22 protein-coding genes are annotated in these 23063 nt (G+C 69.0%); 16 read left to right on the top strand and 6 right to left on the bottom strand.

The window, feature by feature from the left end:
• The first annotated feature begins 166 nt into the window (after window positions 1–166).
• The 12 genes from CIK77_RS08040 (at window position 167) to CIK77_RS07985 (ending at window position 14437) form a co-directional block, all read left to right on the top strand.
• A complete protein-coding gene (locus CIK77_RS08040; RefSeq protein WP_087056027.1) occupies window positions 167–1276 on the top strand; it encodes a phosphate ABC transporter substrate-binding protein PstS in 1110 nt (369 codons plus the stop codon).
• 120 nt (window positions 1277–1396) lie between these two features.
• A complete protein-coding gene (gene pstC, locus CIK77_RS08035) occupies window positions 1397–2392 on the top strand; it encodes a phosphate ABC transporter permease subunit PstC (protein ID WP_087056026.1) in 996 nt (331 codons plus the stop codon).
• Between the two features lies 1 nt (window position 2393).
• Entirely contained in the window at window positions 2394–3488 is a 1095-nt protein-coding gene (gene pstA / locus CIK77_RS08030; RefSeq protein WP_087056025.1) for a phosphate ABC transporter permease PstA, read from the top strand.
• Between the two features lie 12 nt (window positions 3489–3500).
• Complete coding sequence (pstB, locus tag CIK77_RS08025) at window positions 3501–4280, top strand: phosphate ABC transporter ATP-binding protein PstB (protein ID WP_087056024.1); 780 nt, start codon at window positions 3501–3503, stop codon at window positions 4278–4280.
• Between the two features lie 412 nt (window positions 4281–4692).
• A complete protein-coding gene (locus CIK77_RS08020; RefSeq protein WP_087056023.1) occupies window positions 4693–6237 on the top strand; it encodes an ABC transporter substrate-binding protein in 1545 nt (514 codons plus the stop codon).
• 6 nt (window positions 6238–6243) lie between these two features.
• Complete coding sequence (locus CIK77_RS08015; RefSeq protein WP_087056022.1) at window positions 6244–7227, top strand: ABC transporter permease; 984 nt, start codon at window positions 6244–6246, stop codon at window positions 7225–7227.
• Window positions 7224–8060, top strand: a complete 837-nt coding sequence (locus CIK77_RS08010; protein ID WP_087056021.1) for an ABC transporter permease — start codon at window positions 7224–7226, stop codon at window positions 8058–8060. The genes CIK77_RS08015 and CIK77_RS08010 overlap by 4 nt, the downstream gene beginning before the upstream one ends.
• Entirely contained in the window at window positions 8057–9781 is a 1725-nt protein-coding gene (locus CIK77_RS08005; RefSeq protein WP_114347234.1) for a dipeptide ABC transporter ATP-binding protein, read from the top strand. The genes CIK77_RS08010 and CIK77_RS08005 overlap by 4 nt, the downstream gene beginning before the upstream one ends.
• Entirely contained in the window at window positions 9778–11769 is a 1992-nt protein-coding gene (locus tag CIK77_RS08000) for a CocE/NonD family hydrolase (RefSeq protein WP_087056019.1), read from the top strand. The genes CIK77_RS08005 and CIK77_RS08000 overlap by 4 nt, the downstream gene beginning before the upstream one ends.
• The gene (locus CIK77_RS07995; protein WP_087056323.1) at window positions 11766–12380 is read left to right on the top strand and encodes a TetR/AcrR family transcriptional regulator; all 615 of its coding nucleotides are present in this window, start codon (window positions 11766–11768) and stop codon (window positions 12378–12380) included. The genes CIK77_RS08000 and CIK77_RS07995 overlap by 4 nt, the downstream gene beginning before the upstream one ends.
• 63 nt (window positions 12381–12443) lie before the next feature.
• Window positions 12444–12803 carry an ArsR/SmtB family transcription factor gene (locus CIK77_RS07990; protein ID WP_087056018.1) on the top strand — a complete coding sequence of 120 codons (360 nt, stop codon included), beginning with the start codon at window positions 12444–12446 and terminating at the stop codon, window positions 12801–12803.
• Window positions 12800–14437: a SulP family inorganic anion transporter gene (locus CIK77_RS07985; RefSeq protein WP_087056017.1), complete on the top strand. Its 1638-nt coding sequence runs from the start codon at window positions 12800–12802 to the stop codon at window positions 14435–14437. The genes CIK77_RS07990 and CIK77_RS07985 overlap by 4 nt, the downstream gene beginning before the upstream one ends.
• A gap of 106 nt (window positions 14438–14543) precedes the next feature.
• Here the strand turns inward: CIK77_RS07985 and CIK77_RS07980 are convergent, their stop codons facing one another.
• From CIK77_RS07980 to CIK77_RS07970, 3 genes are all read right to left on the bottom strand, one after another.
• Entirely contained in the window at window positions 14544–15434 is an 891-nt protein-coding gene (locus CIK77_RS07980; RefSeq protein WP_087056016.1) for an aminodeoxychorismate lyase, read from the bottom strand.
• A gap of 139 nt (window positions 15435–15573) precedes the next feature.
• Window positions 15574–15867, bottom strand: a complete 294-nt coding sequence (locus CIK77_RS07975; RefSeq protein ID WP_140403562.1) for a hypothetical protein — start codon at window positions 15865–15867, stop codon at window positions 15574–15576.
• A 10-nt stretch (window positions 15868–15877) separates the two neighbouring features.
• Window positions 15878–16372 carry a hypothetical protein gene (locus CIK77_RS07970; protein ID WP_087056014.1) on the bottom strand — a complete coding sequence of 165 codons (495 nt, stop codon included), beginning with the start codon at window positions 16370–16372 and terminating at the stop codon, window positions 15878–15880.
• 154 nt (window positions 16373–16526) lie between these two features.
• Here CIK77_RS07970 and CIK77_RS07965 point away from each other — a divergent pair, with 154 nt between their 5' ends.
• Window positions 16527–17696, top strand: coding sequence for a sensor histidine kinase (locus tag CIK77_RS07965; RefSeq protein ID WP_170934216.1), 1170 nt, complete (start codon window positions 16527–16529; stop codon window positions 17694–17696).
• Window positions 17693–18370: a response regulator gene (locus CIK77_RS07960; protein WP_087056012.1), complete on the top strand. Its 678-nt coding sequence runs from the start codon at window positions 17693–17695 to the stop codon at window positions 18368–18370. The genes CIK77_RS07965 and CIK77_RS07960 overlap by 4 nt, the downstream gene beginning before the upstream one ends.
• A gap of 21 nt (window positions 18371–18391) precedes the next feature.
• Here CIK77_RS07960 and CIK77_RS07955 read toward each other — a convergent pair whose 3' ends face one another.
• The 3 genes from CIK77_RS07955 to CIK77_RS07945 form a co-directional block, all read right to left on the bottom strand.
• On the bottom strand, window positions 18392–19513 hold the full coding sequence (locus tag CIK77_RS07955) for a 5-(carboxyamino)imidazole ribonucleotide synthase (protein ID WP_087056011.1): 1122 nt from the start codon (window positions 19511–19513) through the stop codon (window positions 18392–18394).
• Between the two features lie 58 nt (window positions 19514–19571).
• Window positions 19572–20093, bottom strand: coding sequence for a PH domain-containing protein (locus tag CIK77_RS07950; protein WP_087056010.1), 522 nt, complete (start codon window positions 20091–20093; stop codon window positions 19572–19574).
• Window positions 20094–20210: 117 nt separating this feature from the next.
• The gene (locus CIK77_RS07945) at window positions 20211–20984 is read right to left on the bottom strand and encodes a biotin--[acetyl-CoA-carboxylase] ligase (protein ID WP_249268691.1); all 774 of its coding nucleotides are present in this window, start codon (window positions 20982–20984) and stop codon (window positions 20211–20213) included.
• A gap of 121 nt (window positions 20985–21105) precedes the next feature.
• Here CIK77_RS07945 and CIK77_RS07940 point away from each other — a divergent pair, with 121 nt between their 5' ends.
• The gene (locus CIK77_RS07940) at window positions 21106–22698 is read left to right on the top strand and encodes an acyl-CoA carboxylase subunit beta (RefSeq protein WP_087056009.1); all 1593 of its coding nucleotides are present in this window, start codon (window positions 21106–21108) and stop codon (window positions 22696–22698) included.
• Window positions 22695–22922 carry an acyl-CoA carboxylase epsilon subunit gene (locus CIK77_RS07935; RefSeq protein WP_087056008.1) on the top strand — a complete coding sequence of 76 codons (228 nt, stop codon included), beginning with the start codon at window positions 22695–22697 and terminating at the stop codon, window positions 22920–22922. Before CIK77_RS07940 ends, CIK77_RS07935 begins: the two co-directional genes overlap by 4 nt.
• The last annotated feature ends 141 nt before the right edge of the window (window positions 22923–23063 follow it).

Here is a 23063-nt window from a genome sequence, read left to right as displayed (position 1 = left end):
CGTGGCACCGGATTCCCCATTCGAGGCGGATATGCGCGCCCTTCGCTCCCCGTTCACCTTCCGTTCACCCAGGGAGCGCACTCTCGTTAACGCGTCCGCCTAGCGTCAGTGCGTGCCCCGGAGTTCTGCGGGGTCATCCCTGACCACATGACTGAACGGAAACACAGTGAAGATCACCCGTTTCACCAGCGTCGCGGTGCTCGGTGCCGCTGCCGCTCTCGCACTCACCGCCTGCGCGGCTAACGAAGGCGGATCCGGCGACGCCGCGAACGGCAGCGAGGACGGCACGGCACTCGAGGGCACGATCAACGCCAGCGGCGCCTCCTCGCAGGTGGCCGCTCAGGAGGCCTGGGTCGCCGGCTTCCAGACCGCAAACGACGGCGTGACCGTCAACTACGAGTCGACCGGCTCCGGCACGGGCCGCGAGAACTTCCTCGCCGGCGCGAGCAACTTCATCGGCTCCGACCGTGCGTTCGACGACGAAGAGGTCGCCGCAGGCGGCTTCGGCGCCTGCTCGACCGACGACATCGTCGAGGTTCCGATGTACATCTCGCCCGTCGCCGTGGCATTCAACCTCGAGGGCGTCGACACCCTGAACCTCGACGCCGAGACGATCGCCGGCATCTTCGCCGGTGAGATCAGCAACTGGTCCGACGACGCGATCGCCGAGGCGAACCCCGACGCCGAGCTGCCCGACCTGGACATCACCCCGGTGCACCGCGCCGACGACTCGGGCACCACCGAGACGTTCGTGACCTACCTGCAGGCAACCGCTCCCGACGTCTGGGACTTCGAGATCTCCGGTGAGTGGCCGCTCGACAGCGGCGAGGCCGCCCAGCAGACCTCGGGCGTCGCGCAGGTGCTCGGCAGCGGTGTGGGCACGATCGGCTACCTCGACGCGTCGCAGATCCCCGAAGGATCCGGCCAGGTGCACGTCGGCGTCGACGGCGAGTACGTCGAGTACTCCTCGGACGCGGCCGCCGCGCTCGTCGAGAACTCGCCGCTCGTCGAGGGCCGCGGCGAGGGCGACCTCGTCTTCGACATCGACCCGGCAGGCGCCACCGGTGGCGCCTACCCGATCGCCCTGGTCAGCTACGCCATCGCGTGCGAGCAGTACGAGGACGAGAACGTCGCCGCTCTGGTGAAGGGCTACTTCGAGTACATGGCCAGCGCTGAGGGTCAGGACGCCGCAGCCGAGAACGCGGGCAACGCACCGATCTCCGACTCGCTCCGCGAGCAGGTGCTCGGCGCGATCGACACCATCCAGGTCGGCTGATCGTCTGATCGGTCGCCGGTGCCCCCGTCGCTCTCTGACGCGCACGACGCGTGAGAGGCGACGGGGGCACCGCCACGATTCCCCGAGTCGAAACCACCGAAATCCGAGGACCAGGAGCCAATGAGCGCGTCTGAGAAAACGGCCGACGCCGAGAAGCCGTCGCCCGAGTCCGAATCCCAGGCCCAGCCGGGTGCGATCAAGGCGAAGAAGCGCCCAGGAGACCTCATCTTCTCCGGCTCGGCGCTCGGTGCCGGCTGGATCATCCTGCTCGTCCTCGCCGCTGTCGCTGTCTTCCTCGTCGTGCAGTCGATCCCGGCGTTCAAGCCGGACACCAGCGGCAACCACATCCTCGAGGGCGAGTCGTTCTGGTCCTACGTCGGCCCGTTCGTGTTCGGCACGGTCTGGTCGTCGTTCCTGGCGCTCATCATCGCGACGCCGATCGCGATCGGCATCGCGCTGTTCATCTCGCACTACGCGCCGCGCGCACTCGCCGCGGTGCTCGGCTACGTCATCGATCTGCTGGCCGCCGTGCCCTCTGTGGTGTTCGGCTTGTGGGGCGGCCTCGTGTTCGCCCCGCTGCTGCAGCCCGGATTCGCATGGCTGAACGCGTACCTCGGCTGGATCCCGCTGTTCGGCGGCGTGGTCTCACCGACGGGCCGCACGATCCTCACGGCGTCGCTCGTGCTCGCGGTGATGATCCTGCCCGTGATGACCGCGATCTGCCGTGAGGTGTTCCTGCAGGCGCCGCGCCTGCACGAGGAGGCCGCACTCGCGCTCGGCGCCACACGCTGGGAGATGATCCGGATGGCGGTGCTCCCGTTCGCACGCGGAGGCATGGTCTCCGGAGCGATGCTCGGCCTCGGCCGCGCGCTCGGCGAGACGATGGCTGTGACCATGGTGCTCTCGGTGACGGGCGTCGTCTCCTTCGAGGTGCTCACCTCGGTCAACCCCACCACGATCCCCGCCAATATCGCCCTGGCCTTCCCCGAGGCCCACGGCGAAGGCGTCAACGCCCTGATCGCGACCGGTCTCATCCTGTTCGTCGTGACCTTCGCCGTCAACGCGCTGGCGCGCTGGGTCGTCAACCGCCGCGCCGAGTTCTCGGGAGCGAACTGACATGACCACAGTGACCACAACGGCCGCGCCCTCGAGCGCCTCCGTCTCGCTGACCGCGAACCGTCTGCCCGGCTGGGCCCCATGGGGCCTCGTCGCCGTCGCCTTCATCGTCTCGTTCGCCGTCTTCGGCATCGTCGCGATCGGCGAGGACGGGCTGGCGGGCTTCAACGTCGCCGGCGCCGTCATCGTCGCGATGCTGCTGTACATCGTGCTGATCGTGACCGTCTCACTCGCCGCCGAGAGCCGACGACACGCAATGGACCGCCTGATGACGGGTCTGGTCAGCACGGCGTTCGTCCTCGCGCTGCTGCCCCTGCTGTCGCTGCTGTGGACCGTCGTCAGCAACGGCATCCTGCGCTTCGACGGGGAGTTCTTCACCTACTCGATGCGCAACATCGTCGGCGAGGGCGGCGGCATCGTGCACGCGATGTGGGGCACCGTGCTGATCACGCTGATGGCCACGCTCATCTCCGTGCCGATCGGGCTGATGACGTCGATCTATCTCGTCGAGTACGGCAACGGCGGCAGGATCGCCAAGGCGATCACGTTCTTCGTCGACGTCATGACCGGCATCCCCTCGATCGTCGCCGGTCTGTTCATCTATTCGGTGTTCGCCCTGCTGATCGGCCCTGGCATATCCATGGGCTTCATGGGCTCTCTCGCGCTCAGCGTGCTGATGATCCCCGTCGTGGTGCGCGGCAGCGAGGAACTGCTGCGCATCGTGCCGAACGAGCTGCGTGAGGCCTCCTACGCACTCGGAGTGCCGAAGTGGCTCACGATCGTCAAGATCGTGCTGCCCACCTCCATCGCCGGAATCGTCACGAGCATCATGCTCGCCATCGCGCGCGTCATCGGTGAGACGGCTCCGCTGCTGCTCACCGCAGGTATGACGATGGGGATGAACACGAACCTGTTCGACGGCCAGATGATGACCCTTCCGGTGTTCGCCTACAACTCGTACATGAACCAGGGAACGACACCGGACGCGGCTGTGGCGAACGCGTGGGGCGCAGCACTCGCGCTCATCCTGATCGTGATGGTTCTCAACCTCGTCGCCCGCCTGATCGCGAAGATCTTCGCGCCCAAGTCCCGATAAGAAGGAATCACGTTGTCCAAGAGCATCGAAGTCAACGATCTGAACGTCTACTACGGCGACTTCCTCGCCGTCGAGGGCGTCTCGATCGACATCCAGCCGCGCAGCGTCACGGCCTTCATCGGTCCGTCCGGCTGCGGCAAGTCCACCTTCCTGCGCACCCTGAACCGGATGCACGAAGTGATCCCCGGCGCCCGCGTGGCGGGTGAGGTGCTGCTGGACGGCAAGAACCTCTACGACCCGGGCGTCGATCCCGTACTGGTGCGCCGACAGGTGGGCATGGTGTTCCAGCGCCCGAACCCGTTCCCGACGATGTCGATCCGCGACAACGTGCTGGCCGGTGTGAAGCTGAACAACTCCCGGATGTCGAAGAGCGATCAGGACGATCTCGTCGAGCGGTCGCTGCGCGGCGCGAACCTGTGGAACGAAGTCAAGGACCGGCTCGAGAAGCCCGGCTCCGGCCTCTCCGGCGGGCAGCAGCAGCGCCTGTGCATCGCACGCGCGATCGCGGTCTCGCCCGAGGTCATCCTGATGGACGAGCCGTGCTCGGCCCTCGACCCGATCTCGACGTTCGCGATCGAGGAGCTGATCGCAGAGCTGAAGAACGACTACACCGTCGTGATCGTGACGCACAATATGCAGCAGGCCAGCCGCGTCAGCGACAAGACGGCGTTCTTCAACATCGCGGGCACCGGCAAGCCAGGCAAGCTGATCGAGTTCGACGAGACCACGAAGATCTTCACCAGCCCGGCCGTCCAGGCCACCGAGGACTACGTCTCCGGCCGCTTCGGCTGACCCGTCCCCGGATGATCCGCACCTCGGGGGACGCGGATCATCCGGCTTCTCGGCCCCGTGCGCCCCGCGCACGGGGCCTTTCCCGTCCCCCGCCGCTCACCTCACCTCGCACCCACCAGCTGCCGAGATGCGCACTTCTCGTCGAGATGCGCCGTTCTGGACGTGATTCGGTCGAAAATGTGCGCATCTCGCGAGCCGCACACGGGCCCGGATCTGGCATTTATATTCGCATGCATACGCTCCCCTCCCCTTCGACGCGAGTCGTTCCTGCGGCGTGTCGGATTCCGGATGGTCCCTACGCATGACAGGGAAGGCGGCGCTGCGAGCGGGCCGCTCCCGATCGGTGGCCGATTTGGGTTCCTGACAGATCGCTGTATCGTGCAAGCGAACGATTAGCGTCTGGAAGAAACCTGTGACTCTCAACCGTCGACACATCCTCGGAGGGCTCCTCGGAGCCTCCGCAACCCTCGGCCTCGCCGCGTGCGGGGCACCGCCCCTGCAACTCGCGGACACCGCGGCAACCGGCAAGGCGAAGCCCGGCGCCGCCATGCGCATCGCCCGCCCCGCGGCCTCGGCCGCCGAGACCCTCGACCCGGCCAGCTCACTGTCCGCATACGAGTACCTCGGCGCGATCTACAACCGCCTCGTCAAGCTCGACCGTGCGGGCGAGACCGTTCCGGATCTCGCGACTGACTGGTCGGCGAACGCCGACGCGACGGTGTGGGACTTCCGCCTGCGCAGCGGCGTGACGTTCCACGACAGCCGCGCGCTCACCGCCCGCGACGTGCGATACACGTTCGGGCACATCCTCGATCCGGAGACGGCGTCGCCGCAGGCGGGCCCCCTCGAGCAGATCGAGCGCATCGAGGCCGTCGATGCGACCACCGTCCGGTTCCGGCTGACCTCCCCCAATGCGGAGTTCCCCTCGCTGCTGACCGCCTACCAGTGCTACGTGATTCCTGAGGACTCGGCCGCCGACATCGGCCGCACCGGCATCGGCACCGGTCCGTTCGTGCTGGAGAGCTTCACACCTGCCGGCCAGGGCGCCATCCGGGCGAACGAGGAGTACTTCGGCGGTCGCGCCGCCCTCGACCGGATCGAGTTCTTCTCGATCCAGGACACTTCGGCCAGGGTGAACGCGCTGCTCGCCCGTCAGGTCGACCTCCTCTCGCAGACCAATCTCGACAACCCCACGGCGCGCGTCGTCTCCGGCTCCCCCGGCGTCACCGTCTCCCGCGTCGAGAACGCGCAGTGGTACACGATCCCGATGCTGCACACCAGCGACGAGTTCGCCGACCCGCAGATGCGCCAGGCGATGAAGCTCGCCTACGATCCGCGTGCCGTCCTCGACACCGCCCTGCAGGGAACCGGCACACCCGGGTGGGACAACCCTGTGCCTCCCCAGCTGGCCGCCTTCGTCGACGAACAGCGCGAGTACGACCCCGAGAAGGCGAAGAGCATCCTGGCCAAGATCGGCAGGGAGGGCTTCTCCGCGAAGATCCACACCTCGGCGTACGAGCCGAACTTCACCGCGATCGCCACGGCCTACGCCTCACAGGTGAAGCAGGCGGGAATCGACCTCGACATCACGAACGTCGCCGCCGACTCGTACTACACGCAGATCTGGATGGCCGAGCCGCTCATGGTCAGCTACTGGTTCACGGGGCGCCCGATCGACCAGCTGCTGAACCAGATCTTCCGCTCCGGCTCCAGCTACAACGAATCGGCGTGGTCCAACCCCGATTTCGACCGTCTGCTCGACGAGGCCCGTGCCGACATGAACGATGCCACGCGTCTGCAGAAGTACCAGGACGCACAGCGGCTCATCGTCGCCGACGGCGCCGATATGACGCCCGTCTTCGGCGACCGTCTCGTCGGGCTCGGCGAGAACGTCGTCGGCTACGACGAATATGGCTTCGAGTTCGACTACATGTCCATCGGGCTGAAGGAGGGCTGACCGGCCATGCTCCGCCTCATCGCAACGCGCCTCGCGACGGGCCTCGTCACCCTGTTCCTCGCCGCGTTCTTCGTCTTCTTCGCCGTACAGGCGCTGCCCGGCGACGTCGCCCAGCAGCTGCTCGGACAGAACGCCACGCCGGAGGCCGTCGAGACGCTGCGCGCGCAGCTCGGCCTCGACCAGAACGTGTGGTTGCGCTTCGGCAGCTGGATCGCCGGTGCCGTCACCGGTGACTTCGGCACGTCGCTCGTCTCGGGCGGGCCCGTGTCCGACGAGATCTGGAACGCCTTCTCCCACACGCTGATGATCGCCGCCCCCGCCATCGTCTTCGGCATCGGCATCGCCGTCGCCCTCGGCGTGCTCGCCGCGCACCGCCGCGGCACGGCGACCGACTCGTCCGTGTCGGTGCTCTCGCTCGTGCTGATGAGCATCCCCGAGTTCGTCATCGCGACTCTGCTGATCCTGCTGCTGGCGATCGTGCTGCCGGTCTTCCCCGCTGTCGTGCTGCAGGGGCCGGACGCGGCGTTCACCGATCTGCTGCCGTCGATCATCCTGCCCGCGGTGACCCTGATCATCGCGATGGCCGCGTACATCATCCGGGCAATGCGCTCCTCGACGATCGACGGGCTCTCAGCCGAGTACGCCGTGACGGCGGAGCTGAAGGGCGTGCCAAGGCGCACCGTGCTGTGGCGCCACGTCGCACCCAGCGCCCTGCTGCCCGTGCTTCCCGTCATCTCGATCAACGTGGCGTGGCTGCTGGGCGGCGTCGTCGTGGTCGAGTCGGTCTTCAACTACCCCGGACTCGGCAAGCTGATGATCGAGTCGGTCTCGACGCGCGACCTGCCGATGCTGCAGGCGATCGCCGTGGTCAGCGCCGTCGTGTACGTCGTGGTCAATCTCGCGGCAGACCTCGCCGCACTGTGGATCGACCCGCGCCAGCGCACGCTGCACCGACGAGCCGTTCGCCAGACGAAGGAGGCCGCCGCATGATCCGGCTCCGCGATCTCACCGCAGGCACCCGCATCGGGCTGCTGCTCGTCGCCCTCACCGTGATCGTCGCCGTGGTGGCGCCATGGCTCTCACCCTATGACCCGATCGCCACGGATTCGCCGAATGCGCTCGCCGGTGCCAGCTGGCAGCACCTGCTCGGCACCGACCAGTACGGCCGCGACGTGCTGTCCCGCACGCTGGAGGGCGGCAGGTTCGCGCTGCTCGTGGCTCTGCTGGCGACCCTCGTCGCCGTCATCGTCGGAACCCTCATCGGCACGGTGGCCGCGTACTACGGACGCTGGGTCGACGGCGGCATCACCCGCGTGCTCGATGCGATCCTCGCCGTGCCCGCCGTGCTGGCGATGCTTCTCATCGTGAGCGTGTTCGGCAACAGCCTCTGGGTGCTCGTTCTCGCCGTCGCCGTCGTGTACGTTCCCGCCGTGGCGCGCGTCGTGCGCGGAGCGACCTTCCCCGTCCTCTCGACCGGCTACGTGGCGGCGGCGAGGGCCCGAGGCGAACGCTCGCTTCCGATCATCGCGCGCGAGGTGCTGCCGAACATCCTCGACACGATCCTCGTCGAGTTCGCGATGCGCGCATCGTGGGTCGTGCTGCTCGTCTCGACGCTGTCGTTCCTCGGCTTCGGTGTGAACCCGCCGACGCCCGATTGGGGGCTCATGATCCAGGAGAACCGCGCCGCGCTGACCGTGGCGCCCGCAGGAACCCTCGCGCCCATCGTCGCGCTGTCGATTCTGGTGGTCGGGCTCAACCTCGCCGCCGACGGGCTCGGCAAGCACTTCGGAGTCGACCGCGCGAGGAGAGGAGCGCCCGCATGACCGCCGCCGCCGCCGCCGTCGCACAGGTGCGCGACCTCACCATCTCCTACCGCACAGGTGATCAGCGCGTCACCGTCGTCGACGAGCTGTCGTTCTCCCTCACCGAAGGCCGGACACTCGGCCTCGTCGGAGAGTCGGGCAGCGGCAAGTCGACCGCCGCGCGCACCCTGCTCGGGCAACTGCGGGACGGCTCGCGCATCGATTCCGGTTCCGTCACCGTCTTCGACGACGACGTCTTCTCGCTTGCACCCGAGGCGCTTCGGCGGCTGCGCGGCGAGCGGGTGGCCCTCGTCGCGCAGAACGCCGGGCACGCGCTCACCCCGACGATCCGCGTCGGCGAGCAGATCCGCGAGGCGCTGCGCGTGCACGACCTCCCTTCGGGCGACGAGCGGATCGCCTCCCTGTTCCGACTCGTGCGCCTCCCCTCCCCCGAGACGATCGGCCGCCGCTACCCGCACGAGCTCTCCGGCGGCCAGCAGCAGCGCGTCGGCATCGCGATGGCGGTCGCGACGAACCCGAAGATCCTCGTGCTCGACGAGCCGACCGCCGCGCTCGACGTGATCACCCAGGCCGCTGTGCTCGCGCTCGTGAACGACCTGCGAGCGGAGCTCGGCATGGCGGTGCTGATCGTCAGCCACGACCTCGGCGTCGTCTCGGCAGTCGCCGACGACGTGCTCGTGCTGCGCACCGGCCGCGAGGTCGAGCGCGGCGAAGTGCTCGACGTGCTCGAGCGACCCGTCGAGACGTACACGCGGAAGCTGCTCGACGCGGCGCCGCGCATCGAGGGCGCAGCAGTACCGGATGTCCGGGAGCGCGCAGACGACGCCGTGCTGAGATGCGAAGGCATCGACATCCGGTATCCGGGAGCGTCGACGCGCGCGGTGCGCGACTTCGGCCTCGACATCCACCGCGGCGAGACCGTCGCGATCGTCGGAGAATCCGGCAGCGGGAAGTCGACGGTCGCCACGGCGTTCGCCGGGCTCGCGCCCGTGCTCTCCGGCAGCGCGCTGCTGACAGATTCCGACGGCTCGAGGCACGACCTGCTGAAGCCCGTCGCGAAGCGGCCGGTCGACGTGAGACGGTCGGTGCAGCTGATCTTCCAGAACGCCGATCTCGCGCTGAACCCGCGGCGCACCGTGGGCGACGCGATCGCCCGTCCGCTGACGGTGTTCTCTCGCGTGCGCGGCCGGGCCGCCCGTCGCGAACGCGTCGAGGCGCTGCTGACCGAGGTGGGGCTCGGGCCGGAATTCGCCGACCGCATCCCCGCACAGCTGTCGGGCGGGCAGCGCCAGCGCGTCGGCATCGCCCGCGCGCTCGCGGCCGACCCGACGCTGCTGATCGCCGACGAGATCACGACGGCCCTGGACGTGTCGGTGCAGGCCGATGTGCTCGAACTGCTGGCCGCGCTGCGCGACGACCATGACCTGTCGTGCCTGTTCATCAGCCACGACCTCGCCGTGGTGCGCAACGTCGCCGATCGGATCGTGGTGATGAACGGCGGATGCATCGTCGAGGCCGCGCCGTCGGCCGAGCTGTTCGCCGACCCACGCCACCCGTACACCCGGTCGCTGCTCGATGCCGTCGTCGAGCCCGGCCACACCGACCTGCCGGATGCCGACGCGGACGACCGACGCGCCCGCGTCAATCCGGAAGCACGAATGGTCGCCCTCGGCGGCGGCCGCTTCGTGCGCGACGATGAGGGGGCCCTGCTCCAGATATGAAGCTGATCGACATCGACCAGGACCAGATCGACACGCGCGACGTGTGGATCCCGATGCCCGACGGCGTGCGGCTGCACGCGAGGGTCTGGCTGCCGCGGGACGCACAGCAGCATCCGGTGCCGGCGATCCTGGAGTATCTGCCGTACCGACTGGACGACTGGACGAGCGTGCGCGACAGCGAGCGCCATCCGTACTACGCCGCGAACGGCTACGCGTCGATCCGCGTCGATGTGCGCGGCTCAGGCTCGAGTGAAGGGCTCTTCGACGACGAGTACTCCGCGGCGGAGCTCGACGACGGCATCCGGGTCATCGAGTGGCTCGCGGAGCAGCCGTGGTGCTCGGGCGACGTCGGCATGTTCGGCATCTCGTGGGGCGGATTCAACTCGCTGCAGCTCGCCGCTCGCGGACCGGAAGCGCTGAAGGCGATCGTCACGGTGTGCTCGACGGACGACCGCTACGACAACGACGTGCACTACATGGGCGGCGCCGTGCTGGCCATCGACATGGCCGCATGGGCCGGCACGATGCTCGCCTTCGCTTCCCGTCCGCCGCGGCCCGAGGTCACAGGCGACGGATGGGTCGAGCAGTGGCGCGAGCGTCTCACGCACCAGCGTCCGCTGGCGGAGACGTGGCTGGCGCACCAGGAGCGCGACGACTACTGGCGCCACGGCAGCGCGTGCGAGGACTACGACAGCTTCCGCGCCGCAGTGCTGGCGGTGGGCGGCTGGTCCGACCCGTATCGCGACACGGTGCTGCGCCTGCTCGAGAACCTCGAGGTGCCGACCAAGGGCATCATCGGGCCGTGGTCGCACCAGTACCCCGACCGCGGCCTGGCGCCGGGGCCCGGCATGGACTTCCTCGGCGAGACGCTGCGCTGGTGGGACCGCTGGCTGAAGGGCGCAGACACGGGCGTCGAGCACGCCCCCGACCTGCGCGCGTGGGTGAACGACCCGGTCGCGCCCGCCACCTACGTCGACGAGCAGCCGGGCCGCTGGGTCGGCGTCGACTGGCCGGGCGAGACCCGCAGACACGAGGTGCCGCTGGGCACCGGCCGCGCGATCGTCGATTCGCCGTGGAACACCGGGCAGGACGCCGGGCGCTTCTTCCCGTTCGGCAACGTCGGAGACCTGCCGCCGGATCAGCGCGCAGAGGACGGCCGTTCGACCTGCGTCGATGTCGCCGTCGACGAGCCGTTCGAGCTGCTAGGGCGCGCGGAAGTGCGCCTGCGGCTGCGGTCGACGCACGATCGGGGCAACGTGATCGTGCGCCTGTGCGACGTCGCCCCCGACGGATCCTCGACGCTCGTCACCCGCGGCGTGCTGAACCTGCTCAAGAGAGCGGGCCGCGACCGCTCGGCCCCGCTGACGCCGGGTGAGGACGTCGATGTGACATTCGACCTCGTCGCGTCCGGCTACCGCTTCGAGCCAGGCCACACCATCCGGATCGCGATCAGCAACCACTACTGGCCGTGGATCTGGCCGCACGGCGTCGACGGCTCGCTCGACGTGGACCTGTCGGCGAGCACGGTGACTCTTCCGCTTGCAGCCGACATCCAGCAACCGGTGTCGTTCGGTCCGGCCGAGCACGCTCGTCCGATCGAGATCACGGTTCCGGATGGCGCTGCCGCACCGCGCCCGCCGCGCGTGGTCACGAGCGACATCGCCACAGGGGAGACCGTGCTCGACATCGACCCGAACTACGGCGGCACCCGCCACTACCCCGACGGTCTCGACTTCCTCGAGAGCGCGCGGGAGATCTACCGCATCCGGGAGGGGCATCCGGAATCCCCCGAGACGGAGTCACGCTGGTCGCTGCGACTGTCGAACGACGGCTGGGCAGCCGACATCGAGACGAGCTCGATCATCCGGTGCGACGCCGACAGCTTCCATCTCGAAAACGCCGTGACCGCCTTCGCGGAGCGCGACGGTGTGCGCGAGAAGATCTTCGAGTGCACGCAGGCGAACACGATTCCGCGCACGTCGGCATGAGCGACGAGACGAAGCCTCCGCGGCGCCGGATGAGCCCCGCGGCTCGACGCGAGCAGATCGTCGCGGCGGCGCGCGCCGTGATCGTTCGGCGGGGCCTCGGCTCGTCGTCGCTGCGCGACATCGCTGCGGAGGCCGACGTGTCGATGGGCACGGTGACGTATCACTTCGACAGCGTCGACGACATTCTCGGGGCGGTCGTGATCGCCGAATCCGAGCGCTTCTACGAGCAGGTCGTCGCCGCCGCCGATGCGGAGCCGGATGCCCGACGGGCGCTGGACATGCTGATCGAGCCGCTGTTCGCCGAGGGCGACGAGGTCGAGGCGCACTGGCGCATCTGGACGGACTACTGGGCGGCGATCTCGCAGCGGCCTGGCATGAACGACGCGTACGGCGCGCGCATCCGGCACTGGGAGCGGTGCGTGGCCAGGGTGATCGCGCGCGGAGCGTCCGACGGCACGTTCCGCGAGGTCGACTCCGACGCCGCCGCGCTCAAACTCGCGGCCTACTCCGACGGCCTCGCGACGCAGCGCGCCCAGGGTGTCACCGCGCTGACGCGCACCATCGCCCGCGCCTGGTTCCTCCAGTTCGCGGACGCTCTCCTCGCCCCCTGAACGCCCCGTCACCAGGACGGACGGATCTGCGGAACGGCGCAGGCGCGATATGATGACTTCATCATGCCATTCAGTGATCTTCCTCGGCCGCTCTATGAGATCAAGGCGAGCCTGTTCAAAGGCCTCGCCCATCCGCTGCGCATTCGGATCCTCGAGCTGCTCTCGGAGAGCGACGAGCTGAGCGTGGGCTCCCTTCAGCGCGAGACCGGTCTCGAGGCCTCCCATCTCTCACAGCACCTGTCCGTGCTGCGCCGGTACCGCCTCGTGACCTCGGAGCGGCGGGGAAGCCACGTCTACTACCGGATCACGGGAGCCCGCGTGGCCGAGATGCTGACCGTGGCGCGGGCGCTCCTGCTCGATGTCCTGTCGGAGGAGGGTTCCCGCCTCGAGGGCGTGCTCGCCGAGACCGAGCCGTCCCGATGAGCGGCAGGGCGCGGAGATTCGCCCGCCTTCTGCCGTCGCGCGCCGACTACCGGGCGGTGCCTCGGACCTGGCGGGGCGACCTCATCGCGGGCATCACCGTCGGCATCGTCGCCCTGCCGCTCGCGCTGGGCTTCGGCGTGAGCTCCGGCGCCGGAGCGGAAGCGGGTCTGATCACAGCGATCATCGCCGGCGTGATCGCGGCGGTGTTCGGCGGATCGCATGTGCAGGTGTCTGGCCCGACTGGGGCGATGGTGGTCGTGCTCGCCCCGATCGTCGCGCAGCACGGACTCGGCGCCGTCGCCACAGTGAGCGTCATGGCGGGGATCATCGTCCTCGCGGCGGGAGCGGCCAGGCTCGGGCGCGCCGTGAGCTTCATCCCCTGGCCGGTGATCGAAGGGTTCACTCTGGGGATCGCCGTCATCATCGGCCTGCAGCAGATCCCGTCGCTGGTCTCGGATGAAGCCGGGTCGCACCACACGAACGCGGCCGTCGCCGCATGGGAATCGATCGTGACCGCGAACGGAACGTACGCGTTGTGGGCCCTCGGCGCCGCCGCGATCGTCGCGGCCTGCATGATCGTGTGCCCGCGCATCCATCCGGCGATCCCTGGATCGCTCGTCGGCATCGTCGTGGTCACGATCATCGCCGTGGTCATCCCGAATCCGCTGACGACCATCGGCGCACTGCCGGCGACGCTGCCCGCACCGTCCCTGCCCGTGGTCGACCCTGCCATGCTCCTGGAGCTCGCGGGCCCGGCCGCGACGGTCGCCGCGCTCGCCGCGATCGAGTCGCTGCTGTCGGCCCGCGTGGCCTCATCACTCGCCGACACCGGCGCGATCCATCCTGACCGGGAGCTCGTCGGCCAAGGACTCGCCTCCATCGGCGCCGGAATGTTCGGGGGCATGCCCGCCACGGGTGCGATCGCCCGTACAGCAGTGAACGTCCGCGCCGGCGGGCGCACGCGTTTGGCAGCCGTGACGCACGCGGTGCTCCTGCTGGCGATCGTGTTCGTCGCCTCTGCACCGGTCTCGGCGATCCCGGTCGCGGCGCTCGGCGGGGTCCTCATCATGACAGCGGTGCGAATGGTCCGTCTCACCACGGTGCGCGTCATCCTGCGGTCGACGCGGTCGGACGCCGCGGCCTTCATTCTCACAGCGATCGTCACGGTCTCCTTCGACCTGATCGTCGCCGTCGTGATCGGGGTGATCTTCGCCGGCTTCTTCGCGATCCGGCATCTGGCCGGGACGACCAGGGTCACTCCGGAGACGCTGCCCGGCGCCGCTGTCGAGGGTGACGAGCGCATCGCGCTCCTGCGATTCGACGGGCCGCTCATCTTCTCCGTCGCGGATCGCGTATTCGACGACGCACAGAACCTCGAGCGCGTCCAGGTCGCGATCCTGCGGATGTCCCGTGTGGAGCTCGTCGATGCGACAGGGGCGAACGTGCTCAGCACGCTGGTGCGCACGCTGGAGCGGCGCGGGATCACGGTGCTGATCAAGGGCGTCCAGCCGATGCACAAGGAGCTCTTCCGCAGGGTCGGAGTGCTCGCCTCGCTGCGCCACCATCGACATCTGTTCACGGAACTCGACGACGCCGTCGCACACGCACGCGACCACATCCGCCGCGCGGCGTAGCCCCGCTGCCGAGATGCGCACTTCTCGTCGAGATGCGCAGGTTTGGACGTGATTCTGTCGAAGAAGTGCGCATCTCGCGAGCCACGCACGGGCCCGGATGGCCGGATCAGCCGCGCAGGTGAGCGTTCAGTGCTCGAGTGAGGTCGTGGTCGACGGGGACTTCGCGCCCGTCGATGTGGGTGACGGGCGCGGCGAGCCTGATCGACGAGACGAACCACGCGGCATCCGCGGCCGCGAGCGCTGCGACCGGGATGTGCTCGTAGCCGGTCGGGTGGCCGTTCTCCTCGAGCCAGTCGAATGCGGCGAGCTGCGTCGTGCCGTGCAGGATGCCCGCGGTCGGCTCCGGTGTGATGAAGTGGTCGCCGCGGCGCAGGATCACGTTCGCGGTCGGCGCCTCGAGCAGGTAGCCGTCCGTGGTCGTGAAGATCGCCTCGTCGGCGCCGCGCCTGTGCGCTTCTCGGGCCGCGGCCATGTTCACCGCATACGAGAGCGTCTTGGCGCCCATCAGCAGCCACGGGGCCCGCTGCGCCGCGCCGGAATCGTATCCGCGGTCGAGGGTGACGACCCGGATGCCCTTCTCGCGCGCCGCCGTGAAGTCGGCCGCGGGCGACGCGGTGATCCAGGCGGTCGGCCCGCTCGCGGGTGCGCCGGGCCCGCCGATCTGCACGCCCCGACTGAGCAGCAGCTTGATCGTCCACTCCCCCTGGTCGGGGATCGCCGCCACGGCGCGGTCGACTGCGCGGCTCCACTGCGCGATGTTCGGCTCGGGCAGTTCGAGCAGTCGCGCGGATTTCGCCAGCCGCTCCAGGTGCGGCGCGCCCTGCTTCGCCCTGCCGTCGAAGACGCCGATCGACTCGAACACGCCGTCCCCGCGATTCGCGCTGAGATCGCCCACGCTGAGCGCGGGAGCATCCGGATCGATCTGCGTGATCGTGGAGTCGATGTCCCTGGTCGCATCCGCCGGGACCGGGCTGATCAGAAAGGCGAACCGCGTCATGTTCCGACCCTACGCCGCGGACAGAAGAACCGGGCCGCAGAAAACGCCTCTCGGCGCGTGGTCCGCTCGAAGCGGCAAAAATTGGAGCCCGGGGTTTGCTGCGGCCCGGCTATAGAAGTCTAACGTCTGCGGTGCCGGGCTATTCCCAGCGCGTGTCGCCTGCATGGTCGGACCCACGGTCCTCATCCGCGCGCACGCCGGCTCGACGTCGGTCGACGAGCACGGCTGCCACTGCCGAGGCGACGGAGACGACCGGCATCAGGAAGGTGAAGATGGGCAGCAGCCAGGCAGAGACGCCCCCGTTCCGGACGAGCAGAGTGGCCAGGAGATCCTGGACGAACAGCGCCAGCAGTGCCCCGCCGACCAGGCCGAGGGCGCCGATGCCCAGCATACGAGCGACTGCGGCGCCGCGCTTCTGAGGTGCTCCGCTCATCGCGACGCCCTCACCGACGCTGGCTGCTGCGGCGGACGATCGCGCTGAGGCCCCAGGCCACGAGACCGGCGACCGCGCCGACGAGCGCACCGGTGAACAGACTCGACGGGATCGAGAACAGCCGGATGATCACGTCCTGGGCCGCGGGATCGAGTCCCTCGAGGTTTCCTCCGAGCCGCGGCGGATTCCCCGCGAACGCCGTGCTCCACAGCAGCTGATGGACGACAGCCAGGATGACACCGGAGAACAGTCCGATCACGAGTACGGTCAGGAACGGACGGTGCGCACCGGCGAGAAGAACGACGACGATCCATACGACGGCAGGCACGAAGACGAACAGCGCGTTGACTCCCGTGCCCTCGTGCAGGATGCCGAGGTCGTGCAGGACGACGCGGGGGACGGTGAGCAGAGCGAGCCCGATGACGGCGATGAGCGGCAGTCTGAGGAGACGGCGTCTCGGCACAGCGGCGGACGGGTCGGACGAATAGGGTGTGTGTTCTGTCATGCTTCTGACGCTACGAGCGGCTTCCGGCTGCCGTCATCGGACCTCGGTCTCGACCTCGGTCGCTTCGCCGCGTCATCTCGGTACGTTCAGAAGCGACACCGGGAGTCTCCTGAGGCGGGTGGGCAGCGGCCGCCCCGCCTCCTACGCTGAGGAGATGACCACAGCCAGGCGAGAGCGCAGGAGGTCTGCGCTCGTCGATGCGCTGCTCGCGGTGGGCGTTGCGGCCGTGCTCTCGACGGTCATCGCCCTGTCCCATGCGGCCGCGGCGACGCCTCCGGACCCGCTGGCCTATGTCTTCGCCTGCGGGTTCGGAGCGGTGCTCCTTCTGCGCAGAATCGCGCCGGTGCTCGTCCTGCTCGTGAGCGTGCTCGGAACGTTCGGGTACTACATCCTCGATCTGTCGCCGATCGGGGTGGCGCTCCCGGTCGTCGCCGCGCTGTTCTCGGCTGCCGAGCTCGGCCTGACCCGCTGGGCCGTGGGCGCGGGAGCGGTCGTGTTCGCCGTCTCGCTGTATTTCCGCCTGCGCGACGCGGAGGCTCCGCTCGGCGATCTCCTGGGCTACGACGCCGTCTCGAACCTCGCGCTCATCGCGGCCGGCGTCGCGCTCGGGTACAGCGTCCGCGCGCGCCGCATCCGGTCCGCGCAGCAGGCGGAGATCTCCCGGCTCACCGAGGAGCAGATCGCGCGCGAAGCGGCATCTCAGATGCAGACGGAACGGGAGAGCATCTCCCGAGAGCTGCATGACACGATCGGGCACACCATGTCGGTCATCTCCCTGCATGCGGGCGTCGGCTCAGAGGCTGTCGGACGCGACGATCGCGCCGCCGGAGACGCATTCGATCGCATCCGCGCTGCCAGTACGCGATCGCTGCACGAGCTCCGCGCGATGGTGCGCATCCTGAGGTCCGCGTCCGGTCCCGACGGAACGACCGGCGTGCATTCGCTGTCCGCTGTGCCGGATCTCGTGGACGCCGCGAGCGCAACCGGCCTCGAGGTCACGGTCGATGTCAGCGCAGCGCCGTCGGAGCTCGCCGCACCCGTCGATGCCGCGGCGTACAGAGTGATTCAGGAATCGATCACCAACATCATCCGCCACGCCGGTGCGACTCGCGCTCGAGTGCGAGTCGACATCAGCGAGGGCATGCTCCGCATCAGCGTCACCGACAACGGTCGCGGCACGACGGACGCCGGCGATGCAGCGGGCGGATACGGCCTGGCGGGAATGAGCGAACGCGTTCGGCTTCTCGGAGGCACGCTGACCGCGCGCCCGTCCGCCGTCTCGGGGTTCTCCGTCGAAGCCACGATGCCGGCGAGGCTGCCATGATCCGGGTCGTACTGGTCGACGACCAGGAACTCGTCCGCACCGGACTGCGCATGCTCGCCGAGCACGACGGCGATGTACAGGTCGTCGCCGAAGCCGACAACGGCATCGCCGGCGTCAGCGCCGTTCGACGGCACAGACCCGATGTCGTCCTGATGGACATCCGGATGCCGCAGCAGGATGGAATCGCGGCCACACGCGCGATCGTCGCGGACCCGGCGCTCGACGGCGTCGGCGTCCTGATCCTGACGACCTTCGACGACGAGGAGGACGTCTTCGCCGCGATCCGGGCCGGGGCGGCCGGATACCTGCTCAAGGACGTCGCCCCGGACGACCTGCGTCGAGCCGTCAGGGCGGTCGCCGCGGGCGACTCCCTGCTCTCCCCCGCGATCACGCGGCAGGTGATGGGTGCACTGTCCGCGCACCCGCGGGCCGTCTCGCGCCCCGAGCTGCTCGAGTCGCTCACGGGCCGCGAGCGCGAGGTCCTGTTCCGGATCGGGCTGGGCGAGTCGAACGACGAGATCGGTGCGAGTCTCCACATCAGTCCGGCCACCGCGCGCACCTACGTCAGCCGTCTGCTGACCAAGCTTCCGGCGCGCGACCGCTCCCACCTGGTGATCCTCTGCTACGAGTCCGGGCTCATCCGTCCCGGCTCGACCGAATCCGACGGCGGATAGCAGACGCCCGGATCCGCAGAGTCAGTCGAACAGAGCCGCTGCCGCTCGCGCCACGTTCGCCGCGTCCTCGAGGTCGTCGCCGAACGCGTTGATGTGGCCGACCTTGCGGCCGGGCCGCGGTGCCTTGCCGTAGGTGTGGATCTTCGCCGTCGGGTGCTCGGCCGCCGCCACGCCGATCCGGTCCGTGAGCTCCTCGCCCTCGGGGCCGCCGAGGATGTTGATCATCACTGCGGCTTCGCTCACGGGCGCAGTGTCGCCGAGCGGCAGGTCGAGCACGGCGCGCAGGTGCTGCTCGAACTGGCTCGTCACCGCGCCGTCCTGCGTCCAGTGGCCGCTGTTGTGCGGGCGCATGGCGAGTTCGTTCACCAGCACGCGCTCGTCCGTCGTCTCGAACAGTTCGACGGCGAGCATTCCCGTCACGCCGAGCCCGGCAGCGATCTCGTCCGCGATCTGCGCCGACACGTCGATCGTGCGAGCCGAGGCACCCGGAGCCGGCGCGAAGACCTCGCTGCAGATGCCGTCGCGCTGCACGGTCTCGACGACCGGGTACGCCCTCGTCGCACCGGACGGACGGCGCGCGATCTGCTGTGCCAGTTCGCGACGGAAGTCGACCAGCTCCTCGACCAGAATCGGCTCACCGTCGAAGTCCGCGAACCAGTCGTCGGCCTCGGACCCGGATGACACCACGCGCACGCCCTTGCCGTCGTACCCGCCGCGCGGGGTCTTCACGACTGCCCGCCCGCCGTGGTCGTCGACGAACGCCTGCAGCTCGCCCGCGTCGCGCACAGCCGCCCAGTCGGGCTGCGGTGCGCCGACCTCGGCCAGGCGCGTGCGCATCACGATCTTGTCCTGGGCGTAGCGCAGCGCGTCGGGACCGGGATGCACCTTCACCCCGGCATCGACCAGCGCACGCAGCACCGGCTGCGGCACGTGCTCGTGGTCGAACGTGATCACGTCGACGTCCTTCGCGAACGCGAGCACGACATCCGGATCGCGGTAATCGCCGACCGCCGTCGCGGCCAGCGCCGCCGACATGCCCTCCGCTTCGGCGAGCACGCGCAACTCGACGCCGAGCTCCACGGCGGGTGCGATCATCATCCTGGCCAGCTGGCCGCCACCGATTACTCCGACACGCAGGGACATGCTCCTATCCTGCCATCCGGAACCGATGCCTCCCGGCACGCGGGGCGTCCGGAACGGGTCAGAGCTGGGACTCGGCCTCGCGGTGGGCGAGGATCTGATTGACCTCGATCTGGTCGGCGAGCACTTCGGACACGAGCCGGGGGCGCAGCACGTTCACCAGCACGATCTTCCCCTCCAAGCCGTCGGAGAGCGTCAGCGTGCCCGTCCCCCACAGCCGCTGCCAGAGCCCGCGTCGTGTCTCGATCGAGTAGCCGCGGGCGTGCGAGAGCTCGATGCTGCTCTGTCCGAACAGGCCGCGCCTGGCGATCACGCGGCGCGTCGTCACCGTGTACACCCGCGAGCGCCACACCAGCCACGGCACGACGACGAACAGCAGCACGAGGCCGGCACCCGCGGCGAGGATCATCCAGTTGCTGAATCCGTCCGGCAGATTTCCCCAGCCGTAGCCGCCAGCGGCGCAGAGCACGATCAGCAGCAGCGCCGACCAGATCAGGCGCCTCGCCTGCGGCCGGAACTTCGCTACGAGCAGCTCCTCCGGCCTCGGCGCGCCAGGGGGCGGCAGATCGGGGCGATCGGGCATGCTCGGCACTGTCACGGTCGCTCCCTTCTGTCCGCGCGGGGTTCCCAGTCTGCCGTGTCCGCGCCGCCTGCGCCCGTCGGCGCGCGGCGAGCGCGCGGCTCCGGGTGCTGCAGTCGCCTACTCCGCGGGGCGCACGTGCACGACGTCCCCTGCCGCGACAGGCACGGGGCCGTCCGTCGTGCGCACGACGAGCCGGCCGTCCGCGTCGAGGTCCTCGGCGGTGCCGAGCAGGTCGTCGCCTGCCGGCATCATCACGCGCACGCTCTGTCCGATGGTGATGCATCCGTCGACGACGTCGCGCCGCACGCCTGCCCGCTCCGCGTCGCCGCCTGCCTCGGTCAGTGCCGCAAGCTGCCGGTCCAGTTCGCGCAGATAGTCGGCCAGCAGCACGTCCTCGTCGCACTGGGTGCCGATGGTCGCGAACGATGTCGCCGTCGGCACCGGCAGCTCCTCAGCGGTCATCCTGGTGTTGATGCCTGACCCGATGATCACCGTGCTGAGGTCGGCGGTCGCCTCGACGAGGATGCCGCAGATCTTCCGCCCTGCCACCAGTACGTCGTTGGGCCATTTCGCCCCTACCGGATGACCGACAGCCTGCGCGCGCACCGCCCGCGCCATCGCGGCGCCCGCGATCAGCGGAATCCAGCCCCGCGAGGCGAACGGCACGCCGTCGACTCTGACCAGGACCGATACAGCCAGCGACGCGCCGACCGGCGCCCGCCACTGTCGGTCGAGCCGACCGCGCCCGGACCGCTGGTCTCTGGTGAGCAGCACGCTCAGGTGCGGCAGAGCGTCTATCGCGGCTCGACTGGCCATATCGGCGTTCGTCGACCCTGTGTGCTCCAGCTCCGTCACTCTCGCGGCAGCGCCGCGCGTCTTCTCCCACGTCACTCCGTCAGCGTACGCGCCGACCACCGCATATCCTGCCCCAGCTCGATCATCCGGATCGCACACACGATCTTCGAAGTCATTGTGCGTGGCCACCAAAAGCAGCGGGCTTCGCGAGGTTAGGGTGGAACGCGTGACCGAACCGGATCTCTCTACGACCGCAGGCAAGATCGCCGACCTCCGCGAACGCTACGCCGAAGCCGTGACTCAGGCTGAGGAGAATGCTGTCGAGAAGCAGCACGCCAAGGGCAAGCTCACGGCGCGCGAGCGCATCGAGATGCTCGTCGATCCCGGCAGCTTCGTCGAATTCGACGAATACGTGCGGCACCGCACCACGTCGTTCGGAATGGACCGCTCCCGCCCGTACGGCGACTCCGTCGTCACCGGCACGGCGACCATCCACGGCCGCAACATCGCGGTCTACTCGCAGGACTTCTCGACCTTCGGCGGGTCGCTCGGCGAAGTGTCCGGCGACAAGATCATCAAGATCATGGAGTTCGCCCTCCGCGGCGGCATGCCGATCATCGGCATCCTCGACTCCGGCGGAGCGCGCATCCAGGAGGGCGTGCTCGCGCTCGGCAAGTACGCCGAGATCTTCCGGCTGAACACGGCTGCCTCCGGCGTGATCCCTCAGATCTCGATCGTGATGGGGCCAGCCGCGGGCGGCGCCGTATACTCACCGGCGCTGACCGACTTCGTGATCATGGTCGACAAGACCAGCCAGATGTTCGTCACGGGCCCGGATGTCATCAAGACGGTCACCGGCGAGGACGTCGGCATGGAGGAGCTCGGCGGTGCGTACACGCACAACACCCGCTCCGGCGTGGCGCACTACCTCGCCGACGACGAGGATGACGCGCTCGACTACGCGCGCGGCCTGGTGGGCTTCCTGCCGGACAACAACATGGCCGACCCTCCGGCGTACGACACGGGCTTCGAGTTCGAGACGACGGATGAGGACCGCACGCTCAACACGGTCATCCCTGACTCACCGAATCAGCCCTACGACGTCAAGCAGGTGATCCAGCAGGTCATCGACGACGAGTTCCTCGAAGTGCAGCCGCTGTTCGCGCCGAACATCGTGGTCGGCTTCGGTCGCGTCGAGGGACGCTCTGTGGGCATCATCGCGAACCAGCCGCAGCAGATGGCGGGGACGCTGAACATCGAAGCGGGCGAGAAGGCCTCACGGTTCGTGCGGTTCTGCGACGCGTTCTCGATCCCGATCGTCACGCTCGTCGATGTGCCCGGCTACCTGCCTGGCACCGACCAGGAGTGGACGGGCGTCATCCGTCGCGGGGCGAAGCTGCTGTATGCGTACGCCGAGGCGACCGTGCCGCTGGTGACCGTGATCCTGCGCAAGGCGTACGGCGGTGCGTACATCGTGATGGGGTCGAAGCAGCTCGGCGCCGACGTCAACCTGGCGTGGCCGACCGCCGAGATCGCTGTGATGGGCGGCCAGGGTGCGGTGAACATCCTGTATCGCGGCGAACTGAAGAAGGCGGCTGAGAACGGCGAGGACCTCGCCGAGGTGCGCACCAGGCTCGCGAACGAGTACACCTACAACGTGGCGTCACCGTTCCTGGCAGCAGAGCGCGGTGAGCTCGACGGCATCATCGAGCCGGCGCAGACTCGCGTGTCGGTCGCGAAAGCGCTGCGCTCACTGCGCAACAAGCGCGCCGAGCGGCCGCCGAAGAAGCACGGGAACATTCCGCTGTGAGCGCCGAAGGCACGCACGGGCGCGGCGAGCTGCCGAGCGTCGAGATCACCAGGGGGACTCCGTCTGAGGAAGATCTGGCCGCACTGGCCGGTGTGCTCCCCTTGGCGTACCTCGAGGAGACCGAACACGCCACGGCCGACGAGCAGACGGCGCGCAGCGCGTGGAACCGTTCGAGGCGGATGCGGCGCACACCGGGACGCCAGTGGGGTCGTTTCTCGGGCTGAGCCTGTCGGGTCGCGCAGCAGATGTCCCCCAAAGTACCTACAGACGCGGGCGCCTCAGCTTGAAATACTGAGTATGGAAACGCGCTCAAGCGCTCTGGTGCGCCGCCCTAGGGATGGCGGCACGCGCCAGTTCCCTCGCGG

This window comes from Microbacterium sp. JB110, assembly GCF_003335195.1.
Lineage (GTDB): Bacteria > Actinomycetota > Actinomycetes > Actinomycetales > Microbacteriaceae > Microbacterium.
The sequence above is the reverse complement of the archived record's forward strand: the minus strand, read 5'-3'. Positions and strand labels throughout refer to the sequence as shown.

What these genes read in the sequence shown, in the direction of transcription:
- CIK77_RS07965 (WP_170934216.1), top strand. Translation starts at nt 16,527, where the DNA reads ATGACCACAGCCAGGCGAGAGCGCAGGAGGTCTGCGCTCGTCGATGCG.
- CIK77_RS07990 (WP_087056018.1), top strand. Translation starts at nt 12,444, where the DNA reads ATGCCATTCAGTGATCTTCCTCGGCCGCTCTATGAGATCAAGGCGAGC.
- CIK77_RS07960 (WP_087056012.1), top strand. Translation starts at nt 17,693, where the DNA reads ATGATCCGGGTCGTACTGGTCGACGACCAGGAACTCGTCCGCACCGGA.
- CIK77_RS08000 (WP_087056019.1), top strand. Translation starts at nt 9,778, where the DNA reads ATGAAGCTGATCGACATCGACCAGGACCAGATCGACACGCGCGACGTG.
- CIK77_RS07975 (WP_140403562.1), bottom strand. Translation starts at nt 15,867, where the DNA reads ATGAGCGGAGCACCTCAGAAGCGCGGCGCCGCAGTCGCTCGTATGCTG.
- pstC (WP_087056026.1), top strand. Translation starts at nt 1,397, where the DNA reads ATGAGCGCGTCTGAGAAAACGGCCGACGCCGAGAAGCCGTCGCCCGAG.
- CIK77_RS07955 (WP_087056011.1), bottom strand. Translation starts at nt 19,513, where the DNA reads ATGTCCCTGCGTGTCGGAGTAATCGGTGGCGGCCAGCTGGCCAGGATG.
- CIK77_RS07970 (WP_087056014.1), bottom strand. Translation starts at nt 16,372, where the DNA reads ATGACAGAACACACACCCTATTCGTCCGACCCGTCCGCCGCTGTGCCG.
- CIK77_RS07980 (WP_087056016.1), bottom strand. Translation starts at nt 15,434, where the DNA reads ATGACGCGGTTCGCCTTTCTGATCAGCCCGGTCCCGGCGGATGCGACC.
- pstA (WP_087056025.1), top strand. Translation starts at nt 2,394, where the DNA reads ATGACCACAGTGACCACAACGGCCGCGCCCTCGAGCGCCTCCGTCTCG.
- CIK77_RS07985 (WP_087056017.1), top strand. Translation starts at nt 12,800, where the DNA reads ATGAGCGGCAGGGCGCGGAGATTCGCCCGCCTTCTGCCGTCGCGCGCC.
- CIK77_RS08015 (WP_087056022.1), top strand. Translation starts at nt 6,244, where the DNA reads ATGCTCCGCCTCATCGCAACGCGCCTCGCGACGGGCCTCGTCACCCTG.
- CIK77_RS08010 (WP_087056021.1), top strand. Translation starts at nt 7,224, where the DNA reads ATGATCCGGCTCCGCGATCTCACCGCAGGCACCCGCATCGGGCTGCTG.
- CIK77_RS07995 (WP_087056323.1), top strand. Translation starts at nt 11,766, where the DNA reads ATGAGCGACGAGACGAAGCCTCCGCGGCGCCGGATGAGCCCCGCGGCT.
- CIK77_RS08005 (WP_114347234.1), top strand. Translation starts at nt 8,057, where the DNA reads ATGACCGCCGCCGCCGCCGCCGTCGCACAGGTGCGCGACCTCACCATC.
- CIK77_RS07950 (WP_087056010.1), bottom strand. Translation starts at nt 20,093, where the DNA reads ATGCCCGATCGCCCCGATCTGCCGCCCCCTGGCGCGCCGAGGCCGGAG.